General features: G+C 63.1%; 10 protein-coding genes and 1 pseudogene. 3 read left to right on the top strand and 8 right to left on the bottom strand.

The window, feature by feature from the left end:
- Positions 1 to 69: 69 nt before the first annotated feature.
- Positions 70 to 903: a mycofactocin-coupled SDR family oxidoreductase gene (locus J3E61_RS33150; RefSeq protein WP_192726051.1), complete on the top strand. Its 834-nt coding sequence runs from the start codon at positions 70 to 72 to the stop codon at positions 901 to 903.
- Between the two features lie 135 nt (positions 904 to 1038).
- Positions 1039 to 2100 carry a substrate-binding domain-containing protein gene (locus J3E61_RS33145; protein ID WP_192726052.1) on the top strand — a complete coding sequence of 354 codons (1062 nt, stop codon included), beginning with the start codon at positions 1039 to 1041 and terminating at the stop codon, positions 2098 to 2100.
- A gap of 71 nt (positions 2101 to 2171) precedes the next feature.
- Here J3E61_RS33145 and J3E61_RS33140 read toward each other — a convergent pair whose 3' ends face one another.
- A complete protein-coding gene (locus tag J3E61_RS33140) occupies positions 2172 to 3803 on the bottom strand; it encodes an amino acid permease (protein ID WP_192726053.1) in 1632 nt (543 codons plus the stop codon).
- Positions 3804 to 4153: 350 nt separating this feature from the next.
- On the opposite strand from J3E61_RS33140, the pseudogene J3E61_RS33135 reads away from it, so the two are divergent.
- A pseudogene (locus J3E61_RS33135) lies at positions 4154 to 4507 on the top strand (heme-binding protein); the annotation flags it as partial.
- Between the two features lie 42 nt (positions 4508 to 4549).
- Here J3E61_RS33135 and J3E61_RS33130 read toward each other — a convergent pair.
- From J3E61_RS33130 to J3E61_RS33100, 7 genes are all read right to left on the bottom strand, one after another.
- On the bottom strand, positions 4550 to 5212 hold the full coding sequence (locus J3E61_RS33130; RefSeq protein ID WP_210086890.1) for a ThuA domain-containing protein: 663 nt from the start codon (positions 5210 to 5212) through the stop codon (positions 4550 to 4552).
- Positions 5209 to 6693: an aspartate ammonia-lyase gene (locus J3E61_RS33125; protein ID WP_192726055.1), complete on the bottom strand. Its 1485-nt coding sequence runs from the start codon at positions 6691 to 6693 to the stop codon at positions 5209 to 5211. Before J3E61_RS33125 ends, J3E61_RS33130 begins: the two co-directional genes overlap by 4 nt.
- Before the next feature lie 6 nt (positions 6694 to 6699).
- Positions 6700 to 7251, bottom strand: coding sequence for a VOC family protein (locus J3E61_RS33120; protein ID WP_192726056.1), 552 nt, complete (start codon positions 7249 to 7251; stop codon positions 6700 to 6702).
- 116 nt (positions 7252 to 7367) lie between these two features.
- Positions 7368 to 8705: a histidinol dehydrogenase gene (gene hisD / locus J3E61_RS33115; protein ID WP_192726057.1), complete on the bottom strand. Its 1338-nt coding sequence runs from the start codon at positions 8703 to 8705 to the stop codon at positions 7368 to 7370.
- The gene (locus J3E61_RS33110; RefSeq protein WP_210086889.1) at positions 8674 to 9690 is read right to left on the bottom strand and encodes an EamA family transporter; all 1017 of its coding nucleotides are present in this window, start codon (positions 9688 to 9690) and stop codon (positions 8674 to 8676) included. Before J3E61_RS33110 ends, hisD begins: the two co-directional genes overlap by 32 nt.
- Positions 9691 to 9761: 71 nt before the next feature.
- Positions 9762 to 11777, bottom strand: coding sequence for an FAD-dependent oxidoreductase (locus J3E61_RS33105; RefSeq protein WP_192726059.1), 2016 nt, complete (start codon positions 11775 to 11777; stop codon positions 9762 to 9764).
- Positions 11778 to 11852: 75 nt separating this feature from the next.
- Positions 11853 to 13418, bottom strand: coding sequence for a GMC family oxidoreductase (locus J3E61_RS33100; RefSeq protein WP_210086888.1), 1566 nt, complete (start codon positions 13416 to 13418; stop codon positions 11853 to 11855).
- Positions 13419 to 13508: the final 90 nt, after the last annotated feature.

Genomic DNA, 13508 nt, shown 5'->3' with positions numbered 1-13508 from the left:
ACCGGCCCGGCCGACACGTGTTGGGCGACGGCCATTTCCATAGATCGCCTCTGGATTAGGAAACACACCATGGGACAACTTGACGGCAAGGTCGCATTCATCACCGGCGTGGCACGCGGGCAGGGACGCTCGCACGCACTGACACTGGCACGCGAAGGCGCGAGCATCATCGGCGTCGACCTGTGCGCCAAACCAACCACGACGGCCTACGAGGGCGCCACCGAGGAAGATCTGCAGGAGACGGTGCGACTGGTCAAGCAGGCCGGCGCCGACATCGTCGCCGAGGTCGCCGACACTCGCGACTACGATCAGGTCAAAGCGGTTTTCGACCGCGGAATCGAGCAGTTCGGCCGGGTTGACATCGTCATTCCCAACGCCGGGATCTGCTCGGGAGCCAAGACGTGGGAGATCGCCCCCCAGGACTGGCGTGAAATGATCGACATCAACCTCAACGGAGTTTTCCACACTGTCAAAGCTGCGATCCCCACGCTGATCAGCCAACAGCAGGGCGGCAGCATCGTGTTCATCGGTTCAACGGAAGCGCTCAAGGGCGCGGAGAACATCTCGTCGTATGCCGCCTCCAAACACGGGGTGACGGGATTGATGACATCACTAGCACGCGAGTTGGGGCAGTACAGCATTCGCGTGAACTCCGTCAACCCGACGTGCGTGGACACCCACATGATTAACAACGACTTCGTGTACAGCCTGTTCCGTCCTGACCTCGACAAGCCCACCCGTGACGATGTAGTCGGTACCTTCGCCGGCACGCACATCCTGCCGGTTCCGTGGATCGATCCGAGCGACGTCAGCAACGCAATCCTGTATCTGGTCACGGAATCCGGGCGGTATATCACCGCCACCACGCTGGTCATCGACGCCGGTTTCATAGTGAAGTCCTGAGTCGTCGCCTCGCCACGCCCGCCGAGCGCGTAACCGTCGGTTGCGGAAAATAACCTCGCCTCGGGGCTAACCTGCGTGAGGCTGGCCTCGTCGGCTCTCCACTCGAGTCGACCGTCGGATGAACGGAGAGGCGACATGGTGACAATGAAGGATGTCGCCGCCGCAGCCGGGGTGTCGCAAGCATCGGTGTCCTACGCCTACAGCGGATCACCACGCGTGTCTGCCGCTCAACGCGATCGCATCTTCGCCATCGCAGCCGGGCTTGGCTACACCGGCCCCAATATCGCCGGAAGCAGCTTGCGGCTGGGCCGGATTGGCGCGGTCGGGATACTCGTAGCGGGCTCATTGGCGCAGGCGGTCGTAGACCCCTCCACGATGTTGTTGATGAAGGGCATCGTCGAGGTCGGTGAACTCGCCGACGTCGCATTGACCCTGCTGCCGGTCGATCCGCAACCCGGCGCCGACGGCCCGATCAAATCCGCCGTGCTTCGCGGTCTTGTCGACGGCGTGGTGATGCACGCCTTGGCCGACGACCATCCTGTCGTCGACGCGGTACGCGCGCGGATGATCCCCGCCGTGGCGATCGACTCGCCGCGCGTGGCCAATCTGCCCTATGTCACTGTGGATCATCGCGGGGCCGGTGCACAGCAGATGGCCCACGTTCTGGAGTTGGGGCACAAGCGAATCGGCGTGATCACCGACCGTCTCGGCCCCACCGCTTCGCCCGGCTTTCGCTACTGGTCTGACGTCGAATCGTCGAAGGAGACCTATCTTCGGGAGCGGCTGGCCGGGTATCGGCAGGCGACGGCGGCCCACGGCGTCAGTGTCGCTGACGTCGCACTGGTCGAAGCCGCGGGCATTGACATGAACAGTGGCTGCTCCGCAGCCGAGCTACTCATCAGCGAATTCGCCCCGACCGCGATCGTCGCGACCTCCGATGTCCACGGCGTGGCTGCATTGCAAGCCTTGTCAGCGCAGGGCATTGATGTGCCTGGGGCGGTATCCGTCATAGGCTTCGATGACGCGCCCCTCGCGGATCTCGTGGGTCTGACAACGGTGCGCCAGCCGTTGGAGGACAAGGGTCGAACGGCTGCCAAGATCTTGCTGGATCTGATCGCAGGTCAGGCACGCCGACGCTCAATTAAAGCCACCGAATTGATTGTGCGGACGACGACGGGTCCAGCGCCTCAACGCTAGCCGCCGCGCCTCCAACGCAGCATAGCCGCCGGGGATCTGTTGATCCCCGGCGGCTATGGGCTGGTGACGTGTTACTCAGCGGCTGTAGCGGTTTCCCGCTCGACGTCCCTGCGTCCGTGCCTGGCCTGCGCTATCGGCGCAGTCGGTTCGGCCAGCGGCACCTCTTCGGCGTAGGTTGCCATGTCATGTTGCGCCCGATGCTCACGCAGCAGGTTGGCGATGGCGATCGCGTCGCCTTCCGGTGCCGTTGAATGCCGGTATGGCTTGGCGATCAACATGTACGCCAGGCCGACGCCGGCGACGATGAGGAACCCGATCAGCGCGATCCAGCGGTCGTAGAACGCCAGGCTGGTGTCGCCATTGGGACGCGCCAGCACGATCATCGAGAGCACGCCGTAGATGAGTGCACCAACCCCGACGGGCCAGCCCCACTTGCCAAGTGTCCAGGTGCCACCGGGCTTCCAGCCCTTGGTTTTTGCCCGCAGCGAAGCGAGCACCACCATCTGGAATGCGAAGTAACCGGCAAGAATCTGGAAAGCCGCCACGCGGAACAGCGCGTCGGGCAGGAAGTACAGCAGCACGAACAGCACGAACGGAACGACGGTGACGATCAGCAGAGCGTTGAACGGCACCTTGTTGGCCGAGATCTTCTTGAAGACTGCGCTTCCGGGGAACATGTCGTCGCGGGCGAAGGAGAAGATCAGCCGACTGCCTGCCGCTTGCTGCCCCATCACGCAGGCCAGGAACGACGTGAGCGCGACGACGAGGAAGATCTTGGTGCCGACAATGCCGAACGTGGCAGTCAGGATCGCGGTGATCGGGTTGGCCACATCACCGTTGACGATTTCCTGCAGGTTCGGTGCAGCCAGGATGTAGCCCACGAACGCGAACAGCGCAGCGATGCCACCGAGTACGACAGTCAACATCATCGACCGCGGGATCGAGCGGGCCGGGTTCGGCGTCTCCTCGGCGACCTCACCGCACGCCTCGAAACCGTAGAACAGCACCAGTCCGACGATGGCTGCGGTGACGAATGCGCCAAGGTATCCGCCTTCACCGCCGGTGCCGAAGGTGTCGAAGAGAACGGAGAAGCTGTTCTTGCGTGCGAACAACAAGAGATACAGCCCCACCACGATGATGCCGGCCAGTTCCGCGGCCAAGCCCACCTTTGCGATCGTCGCCAGCGTCTTGGACCCAGTTGAGTTGAGTGCCAGGCAGATCAGGATCACCACGGTGGCGACAATGAGCCGCTCGAGCGGAGTGGAGGAGATGTTGGAGTCCGAATGGAACAGTGCCAGAACGAAGTCCGCGCTGAACATCGCTGTCGTCGTACATCCGATGATGACGCCCGCAATGTAGATCCACGACATGATCCAGGCGTACTGCCCATTCCACAGCCGGCGCGCCCATTGGTAGAGCCCACCTGCTATGGGGAACTGCGACACGATCTCACCGAATGTCATGGCGACCAGCAGCTGTCCGCACATGGCGATGACGAGCCACAGAATCGAAGGTGGCCCCGCGGTGGTGAGCGCCTGCGTGAACATCGAGAGCACACCCACCAACGGCGACAGGTACAGGAAGCCGAGCGCGAAGTTCGACCACAGGCCGATCTTGCGTTCGAACTTCTCCTCGTAACCCAACACGCGTAGGTGGGCGTCGTCGCCCGACAGCCGATTCCGCTCACCGTTTGTTATCGACATCTGCTTTCCCTTCACCGCGGATCCTGCACGGCCCGCTGAGTCCGTGTGACTGCAGCCACAGTTGAATTCTGGTCGAATGGTTCGGGCGACAGGCAGACGCAATATGCGCATGCTATTGCGTTAGAATTGCACACATCGCGCGCATGACCGGGCGGCAGTCACCACAGGAGGACATGACTGTGAAGTCGACCGCGAGGCTTCTTCACAATCTGAGCCTTACCCGCCGCGACCCGTCGCCTAGCGTTCGGAGCATGGACGACGGCTCGGATGCCGTGTACTGCAGCGCAGTTACGAACAAGCCCTGACTGACGGCGGTCGCTGGACCTTTCACGGTTTTCGCACCCCGATGTATGGGCGCTCGGCCAGTCCATGGTCCTCGGTGCCGCCGAATCGCACTATCCGCTCGCGATCGCGATCAAATTCGGTCGGCAGCGGGTGTTTCACGCGACCTGCCTGGGTCGTCGGCAACCAATGACGACTGGCTGGACCGGAAGTTTCGCGAGGTCGCTGTTCACATCCGCTCATCGTGGGCGCTCGCGTGCCAGCATCGCGCGGCCGCCGCCGACTACTTCGCCGATTCCGGCTACGACCACCGGAGCATCTCACTAGCCGGCGGGGCCGTGCCGTTGCGAGCGCCGGGATCGCTGATCGGCGCCGAGTCTGGGTTAGCCGGGGAAGACGACCATCGATTCCTCGGCGACGCGTTGCGCCCGCACCTCGCAACGATTTCGACGCGACCTGATCAGCTACGCAGTCCTGGCCGCCCAGGCGATCCCCTGTTTGGTCAGCCTGCGGACGTCCTCGCCCGCAAGATCCACGGGAGCATGCCCGATCGAGTGGTAGAAGACCCGGCCTTTGCCCCATTGGCGGGCCCATGCCACCGGGCTGCGCAGTCCGTCGAACCACGCGAAATGTTCACCGGTGAACGTGGTTTCGGCCAGGACGGTGTTATTGGGGTCGGTGCTCATGTAGTACTGCTCGGACGCGACCTTAAAGTCATTGACTCCCTGGCTCACCGGGTGATCGCGGTTGACGATGGTCACTTGGTAGGGATAGGGATAGCCCTCTCCCGCCGGATGCGCGAGGAAGTCACCTCCCAACATCAAGTGATACCGCAGGCTCGACCTGAAAGCGGCGGCAGCTCCATGCCAGGCCGCGACACCCGTGCCGGCCTCGACTGCTGCCAGCAGGTGATCCTCCTGTGAATCCGACAGATCCTCGGTAGTCAGCGCGTTGTTCCAGCCAAGGATGATGAGGTCGTAGCCACTCAAGTCCCGGTCCAGTGTGAAGATGTCCTGCGACTCCTCAAGATGAAAGTCCAGTTCGCCGACGAGCGCGCGGGTCCATTCGGCGATGTTGTACGGACTGTGGCCGGGCCAACCTCCGTAGAGATACAGCACTTTGGTCATGCGATGGCATCCTTTTCTGGTCCGTGCTCAGCAACGGCCGCCAGTGCAAGCATTTCTCGAGGGCTGACCAAGGATTCCGGCACCAGCAGATCAGCGACCTGGTCGGCGGTCAGCAAGCCGTCTTCGACCACCAGTTCGGGGATCGGTCTGCCGGTTTGCAGAGCGATCTTGGCGATCCGCGCCGACGGCGCGTAGCCGATGTAAGGGCTCAGCGCGGTGATCACCCCGATTGAGTTCGTCACCGAATCATGCAGTCGCGCTTCGTTCGCCGTGATGCCGGTGACGCACCGATCAATCAATGTACGGCAGGCGGTGTTCAGATGGGTCAGGGATTGAAACAGACTGTGGGCGATGATCGGTTCGAACGCGTTGAGCTGAAGCTGGCCGCCTTCGGCCGCCATGCTGATCGTGACGTCGTGGCCAGCGACCTCGAAAGCCACCTGGTTGACGACTTCAGGAATAACGGGATTCACCTTCCCAGGCATGATACTGGAGCCGGATTGTACGGGGGGAAGGTTGATTTCGTTGAACCCCGACCGCGGCCCTGATGACAGCAAGCGCAGATCGTTGCAGATCTTCGATAGCTTGAGAGCGGTGCGTTTGAGCACACCCGATACTTGCACGAATGCCCCGACGTCCTGGGTAGCTTCCACAAGGTCCTGCGCCGTCGACAGCGAGAAGCCGGTGATGGTGTTGAGCCTGTCGCACACCAGCGCGGCGTAACGCGGATGGGCGTTGAGTCCTGTTCCGATCGCGGTGCCGCCGAGGTTGATTTCCGCGACCAGGCGAGACGCCTCGAGCAGTCGCTCGGCATCCTCGGTGACCATGATCGCGTAGGTACCGAATTCCTGCCCCAGTGTCATGGGCACGGCGTCCTGCAGTTGGGTGCGACCCATCTTCAGCACGCTCTTGAACTCTGCCGCCTTCGTCCTGAACGCCGCAGCGACGTCGATCAGTGTTGAGTGCAGCGTGGCGATGTACACCTGCAGAGCGACTTTGATCGCCGTCGGATAAACATCGTTGGTGCTCTGACTGCGGTTGACGTGTTCCAGGGGGTGTAACCGGTCGTAATCGCCACGCACGGCGCCAAGATTCTCCAGCGCGCGGTTAGCGATGACCTCGTTGGCGTTCATGTTGGTAGACGTGCCGGCACCACCCTGGATCACGTCGACGACGAACTGGTCGTGCAGTGCACCGGCGCGGATCTCGGCACACGCAGCGGCGATCGCATCGGCGCGTTGGCGATCGATAAGTCCCAGTTCGCAATTGGTTATCGCGGCGGCCTGCTTCACCGCAGCGATCGCATCGATAAATTCTGGATAGGTCGATAGCGCAATTCCCGAGATCGGAAAGTTCTGCAATGCGCGGGCGGTATGAATTCCGAAGTATGCACTGTGCGGAACCGAGAGCTCCCCTAGTGAGTCACGCTCGGTTCGGTCTGCAACGGCGACGGCAGCGGCGTCGGCAAGTGCTTCAGGCACGGTTATCTATCTCCACTCTTGAGTCGGTGGCGCCATCGCGGCGCCGGGCAGGCCGTCGTAGAAGCCCGCGCCTGAACATGTGGTCAGCTCCATTTGCATGCCCCACGGTGTTTGGAAGTAAAACCAGCGCTGTCCGGCCACGGGCGCCCCTGCGTCGACCCCGTTCGGACCTTGCTGCACGGTGACACCGGGGATGGAGCGGATGTAGTCATAGCCGGCGTCGATGTCGTCGACGTAGAACGCCAGGTGGTGGCCGCCGACGTCGCTGTTGCGCGGCGGCGTCGATTGTTGTTGGGGTGCAACGTATTGGAACAGCTCTATGTTGTGGTGCTGGCCCAGTCGGATCATCGCAAGAGAGCACCGGGCCGCGGGGTCCACGTTCAGGCGTTCGCGCATGCCTTCACCATCCCGATCTTCGAATGGCCCGTCAGTGAAGATGAGTTCGGCACCGAAATGCTCGACGAAGAAATCCACCGCCTCGACGAGATCGGGCACAGTGAACGCCACGTGGTCGACGGCGCGCATCGTCGGCACCCTGGGGCGAGGTGCGTTGACCATCAACATCTCCTTCAACATCTGTTCGCCGCCGGTGTCGCTGGAAAACGCCGCGCCCGCGGGTCATGGGGCCAGGGGTGGCGCTGGCGGGCCGTCGACTAAACGCATCGCCCGCCGGGCTACGACACCGTAGCCCCCTGCGTGGCGCCAAACTCGTGGTCCGACCACCGCAGAGCATTTCCGCCGTACTTGGCAGCACGCACATCAGCCGAGCGGGCGTGCCCCTCGAAATTCTCGAGCCGGGAGGCTCGACCGCAGATGCGACCCAGCTCAGCACTGGATTCGGGGTTGTCGATCTCCTGATAGGTGACCGTCTTGAGGAACTTGCCAACCCACAGCCCACCGGTGTAGCGCGCTGCACCCAGAGTGGGCAGAACGTGATTTGTTCCAATCGCCTTGTCTCCGAAGGGAACACACGTCTTCTCGCCCAGGAACAAGGCACCGTAGTCATGCATTTCGGTAAGCGCGCGGCGCGGCTCGGCGGTCAGAATCTGCACATGTTCGCTCGCGTAGCGGTCTGCCAGGGTGAAGGCCTGCTCCACGGAGTCGACCAGATGCACTTCGCCGTACTTCTGCCACGACATAGACGCAACATCGGCTGTGGGCAAGTTCTCCAATTGGCGTGCCACCTCCGCCATGGTTTCGCGCCCGACCTGCTCGGAGGTGGTGATCAAGACGCATGGTGAATCGGGTCCGTGCTCGGCCTGGCTCAGCAGATCCGCGGCGACGACGAAAGGATCTGCCGTCTCATCGGCGACAATGAGCACCTCGGTCGGACCGGCGAACAGATCGATGCCCACCTCGCCGAACAGTTGGCGCTTGGCCTCAGCGACGTACGCATTGCCCGGCCCGGTGAGCAGGTTGACCGGGGCTATCGACTCGGTGCCAAGTGCCAGCGCGCCGATCGCCTGCACCCCCCCGAGCACATAGATTTCATCGGCGCCGGCCAAGTGCATCGCCGCGACGCTGATCGGAGGGACGCCGCCGCCATTGGGGGGTGTGGTGGCCGCAACCCGCTCGACCCCAGCGACTTTCGCCGTTACCACCGTCATGTGTGCGGACGCCGTCAACGGGTAGCGTCCGCCCGGCACGTAGGCGCCCGAAGCGGACACGGGCACATGCTTATGGCCCAGCCGCACGCCAGGAAGTGTTTCGATCTCGACGTCATGCATCGAATCACGTTGCGCCTGAGCGAAGTTACGCACCTGCTCCTGTACGAACCGCAGATCCTCGATCACCGTGTCCGGTAGCTCGGCGACGATCTTGGCGGCCTCCGACTCGCTGAGGCGGAAAGACGCCGGTGCCCAACGATCGAACTGATGCGAATACTTGCGCACCGCATCATCACCGTTGGTGCGAATGTCTTCAAGTACCCTCGCGACCGTCTCCACGACCTGTGGGTTGCTCTTGTGGGGCGTTCCGCCCTCAGCGGTCGGCGCCTTGAGTGTCTTCGACACTGTCTGTATCTCCTTGCGCTTGCCCTGCGGGCTCTCGAACGTCGGCGGTTTCAATCGATTCCGACGTATCTCCAGTCTCAGCCCCGAGCGGCGACGACGACAGACCCATCATGTGCAACAGATGGCCTTGGCGATGCACACCTAGGCCGGCACCGGGGTCAATTTGATCGGCGCTCGGACGGTCGCGGCGCCAGGACGGTTGAGTGACCGCACCAACGCTGGCGATGGTGACCAGTGCGATCGCAGCGTAGTGCACGGCGCCCAGCTGCTGTCCGAGCACCAGCCATCCGATCACAGCGGCGAGCATCGGCGACAGGCTGGCCAGGATAGCGAAAGTCGCTGGCGGCAAGCGCCGTAGCGAAAGCTGCTCCAGTGAGTGTGGGATCACCGAGCTCATCAGCGCGACGGCCACCAGGGTGCCCAGCACGGGCCAGCTTCGCGCGGCGCCGAACGTGCCGCTAAGAGCTGCAAACGGTGTGGTGGCGACGGCGCCGATCAGGGTGGCGAGCGCCAACGCATCGACCTTTGGGAACAGCTCCGTCGCGCGCGCCGACGACACGATATAGCCGGCCCAGCCGACAGCAGCGCCTGCGGCGAACAGATAGCCCACGGCATCGAAACGACCGACCTCGCCCCCGGCCATGCCCAGCATCGCGACGCCGATGAATGCCAGTAGCGCCCACAACCACATCACCCGCCGGTGGCTTCCTGAAACCGATAGGAGCAGCGGCCCACAAACTTCAATGGTTACCGCAATGCCCAGTGGTATGCGCCCGGAGGCGTTGTAGAACAGAAGACTCATCGCCGTCAATGCAGACGCCAATGCCACGACGGCGGCCCAATGCCGCGCGGTCAGTCCCCGTACGCTTGGCCGCACAACCAGACACAGCGTGAAGCTGGCCACAAGAAACCTGATCGCCACGATGCCGAGCGCGCCCAAGGCCGGAAAGACGGTGACGGCCAACGCGGCCGCCAGCTGTTGCATGACAGCGGCTACGACAACGAGAAGCGCTGCAGAACCAGCTTTTTCGGACTTGTCGCGAGATAACGTGACGGTCACACGGCTGCCGCCGCAGCAATCCGGCGCGCGGCACGTTCGCCTTCGTGTACCGCCTCCATCATCGTCCGGCTGGCAACGGCGTCACCGACGCGCTCGACCGGCACACCCCTGTTCTTCAACGCGAAATACAGTTCGGTGACGGGACGGTGCCATCCGGCCAAGACCACGGTGTCGACCCCGGTAAGGGTGCCTGGGCGACCTTTCTCGCTGATGTGGACGACGGCACCGTCGACTGCCGTCAATGTGGTGAATGGATGAGTTGTCATGCCGGACTGATGGATTCGTGGCACTGCAAGGTTTGCGCTGAACGGGCCCAGCTTGGCACCGACGTACGGCAGCGGGGTGAGGTAGTCGACCTCGTGACCCTCGCCCTGAAGCTGCAAGGCAAGGCCGATGCCCTTCCAACCGCCCTCACCATCGTCGACGATTACCACGTGCTTGCCCACCGCGGCGTACTCGTCAAGGACATCCCACACTGACAACACATGGTGTTGATCAAGGCCGGGGGTGAACGCAATGCCCTGAGCGAGGTTTCCGACGATATCCGGCCCCGGCGCGGACCCCGTGGCCACGATGATGTGGTCAGGGTTCAACTCCAGCACCTCGTCGGCGGTCGGTGCCCACCCCAGCCGCACATCGACGCCGTACTTCTGGATCATCACGTCGAGATGGTCGACGACGCCGGCGATCTCGCCGCGGCCCGCGATCTTGGCCGCGATGCGCAATTGACCGCCGGTACGGACGCGACGTTCGATCAGAATCACCTCGTGACCCTGCCGCGCAGCGACCTCTGCGGCTTTCATGCCGGCCGGTCCGGCGCCGATCACCACGACGCGACGGCGGAACGTCGCCTGCACCAACGTGCCAATGCCGAGTTCTTGTTCGTATCCCGCGGCCGGGTTGTGCACACACGACGAGTGCGTGACATCGAAGAGGCGGTCGATGCATCCCTGATTACATCCGATACAGCGGCGAATCTCCTGCAGCCGCCCCTCTTTCGTCTTGTTGACGGTTTCCGGGTCGGCGATCTGTTGGCGGGTCATGGCGACAAGGTCGGCATGACCACGCGCGAGAACGTCGGCGGCGTCTAACGGGTCATTGATCCGACCGACAGCGACCACGGGGACATCCACCACAGCTTTCACCGCTGCCGCCAGGTCCTCCCAGATTCGCTTGGGGTGCTGCATATCCGGCACGTTCTGATGGGCCTCGTTGTAGGTGGCGGCCTTGACGCAGATGTAATCGATCTTTCCGGTGGCGGCAATGGCCGCAGCGATCTGCTGAGCGTCGACGACTTCGAGGCCCCCGGGGCTGAAGTCGTGACCCTGAAGGTTGATGCCGACGAGGAAGTCGGGACCCACCTCTGCGCGGACGGCGTCGATGACCCGCATCACGATGCGCATCCGGTTCTCCAGTGAGCCGCCGTACTCGTCGCCGCGGTGGTTGGAGAACGGCGAGAGGAACGATGCCAAAAGGTATCCGCCGTAGCCCGAGTGGATTTCGACGCCGTCCATGCCGCCTTGTTTGGCGTGGCGCGCGCCAATCGCATGCGCCTCGACGATCTCGTCGATGTCCTCGATCTCCATCTCCTTGGGCATTTCGAGATTGAACGGGCACGGGGTGTTGGAAGGACCCCATAGTGCGCGCTCGGTAAACGTTGAATGCCCTTGACGCCCACCATGTCCCAGCTGCATCACGATGCGCGCGCCGTGCTCGTGCACGGCATCGGTGATTTTGCGCAGGCCCGGAACTATCTCGGGTAGCCACGCGCGCGGTTCACCGGGTACGTCCTGCGAAGTCGGATGGATCTGGGGGAAGGCCATCCCGATCAAACCCACGCCACCCATCGCCCGCTCCCGGTAGTACGCCACATGCTGGTCGGTGGGCAGATAACCCTTGGCCATCCCGGTGCCGTGGCCGGTCATCACCACCCGGTTGCGAATCTCGACGCTCCCCAAAGTGATGGGCTCGAACAGCGGTGAAAGCGTCGGATCGCCACTTGTGGATGTCACGAGACTAGTCCTCCATCGGGTGAGATCGGTTGTGGCTCATCCGCATCGGCGAATGGCGTCGGATGAGGCGGTGGGTCAGGCGGTCAGTGCGCCAGATTGGCCCAGCCGCAGCGAGAGCGCGGCAACGGTTAGCGCGGGGTTGACCGCGGCAGAGGAAACGAAGACCGAACTGTCGGCGATCCACAGGTTGTCCAGATCATGGGCGCGCAGGTTGGCATCGACCACACTCGTGGCCGGGTCGTCCCCCATCCGTGTGGTTCCGCACTGATGCGAGGTAGCTTCCACACCAAGGCTTCGGGTGAGCACCACCGGAAATCCGGCTTTTCTGACCACTTTCTTCATCCGGTTGATGAGCTCGTGGTGGGCTGCGAGGTTGGTTTCGCGCCGCGACAACGTGATCTGACCGCGCGAGTTCAGCGTGACCCGGTTTTCGGGCATTGGCAGATCTTCGGTTTGGATGAACAGATCCAGGGTGTATTTGGTGACTTCGTCAAGAATCGGCATCGGGACCCGCGGCTGACCCATCTTGGCTTGAGGTCCGCGTAATTTGCCCAGGCCTTGGACGTTGCCCAGCGGATACTGAGTCGACGGGCCAGCGGTGTACCAGTCGTTGATACCGATGGTTTTCTGGTACACCGCTTCGTTTTTGCGGCGCGGGTCGATCGCCAAGAAGAACGTGGTCACGTGCGCCATATAGTTGCGGCCCACCTGATCGGAAGAATTTGCCAGTCCCTGCGGATGGTGAGGCGATGTCGACCGCAACAATAACGCGGCGGTGTTGACCGCTCCGCAGGCAACCACGAAACGCTTGGCGCGCACCTGAATTCGACGTCCCCGGTGGTCGATTTGCGCGGAGGTAACGAGACGCCCGCTCGCGTCGGTGTCCAGGCGCCTTACCGCCGCGTTGGTCAGCAGACGCACATTGCGGGACTTGGCCCGCAGCGCCGGTCGCACGGCGCCGACGTCGGCATCACCTTTTGCATCGACCATGCAGGCGAACGAATCGCAGGTGTAGCACAGCACGCAGGCGCCCCCTGGGCGGCGGTCGAGTGCCAGCGGCGAGGCGAACGGGTGCAGGCCCTGAGCTTTGGCGCTGTCAGCCAGCCGTGCCATCGCGCCCTCGTGCGCCACACCGGGGAATGGGTAGTCGGTGGAACGCCACGGATCGGTGGGGTCCTCCCCCTTGTTGCTGTGCACCCAGAACATCTGCTCGGCTTGGCCGTAGCAGGATTCCAAATCGGCGTAGGTGATGGGCCAGGCCGGCGAGACACCGTCGACGTGCTTGATCGCACCGAAGTCGCTCTCCCGGAAACGCGGCAGGGTGGCGCCGTAGAGCTTCGTCGAACCGCCCACGTAGTGGTAGTTGCCGGGGACGAACTCCTTGCCGGCTGCGGCGTCGTACCAAGCCGCGGAGTTCTTGTAGCGGCCACGGGTGTGTACCGCGTCGAAGGACCAGTTCTCCCGCTCGACCGGCAGGAAGTCACCCTGTTCGATGATCAGGACCTCGTGCCCGCAGTCACGCAGGGCGTACGCCAAACTGCCGCCGCCCATTCCGGATCCGATGATCGCGATGTCCGTGTCAAGAACGTCGGGCGGATCGGTGATGATCTGTGACTGCAATGCCGCTACCGCGGTCGACATGTGGCTAACTCCCCGGGGCCTAGAGGATTGTGGGCTGCCCGTGAGACGGGTGACACATTTCACGGTATAGAGACCTCGTACCGGGCGGCA

Source organism: Mycobacterium sp. OAE908, assembly GCF_017872775.1.
Classification (GTDB): Bacteria; Actinomycetota; Actinomycetes; order Mycobacteriales; family Mycobacteriaceae; genus Mycobacterium.
Note: the sequence above shows the minus strand (reverse complement) of the source record. Positions and strands in the feature narration are given on the sequence as shown.

What these genes read in the sequence shown, in the direction of transcription:
- J3E61_RS33150 (WP_192726051.1), top strand. Translation starts at nt 70, where the DNA reads ATGGGACAACTTGACGGCAAGGTCGCATTCATCACCGGCGTGGCACGC.
- J3E61_RS33145 (WP_192726052.1), top strand. Translation starts at nt 1,039, where the DNA reads ATGGTGACAATGAAGGATGTCGCCGCCGCAGCCGGGGTGTCGCAAGCA.
- J3E61_RS33140 (WP_192726053.1), bottom strand. Translation starts at nt 3,803, where the DNA reads ATGTCGATAACAAACGGTGAGCGGAATCGGCTGTCGGGCGACGACGCC.
- J3E61_RS33130 (WP_210086890.1), bottom strand. Translation starts at nt 5,212, where the DNA reads ATGACCAAAGTGCTGTATCTCTACGGAGGTTGGCCCGGCCACAGTCCG.
- J3E61_RS33120 (WP_192726056.1), bottom strand. Translation starts at nt 7,251, where the DNA reads ATGGTCAACGCACCTCGCCCCAGGGTGCCGACGATGCGCGCCGTCGAC.
- J3E61_RS33110 (WP_210086889.1), bottom strand. Translation starts at nt 9,690, where the DNA reads ATGCAACAGCTGGCGGCCGCGTTGGCCGTCACCGTCTTTCCGGCCTTG.
- J3E61_RS33100 (WP_210086888.1), bottom strand. Translation starts at nt 13,418, where the DNA reads ATGTCGACCGCGGTAGCGGCATTGCAGTCACAGATCATCACCGATCCG.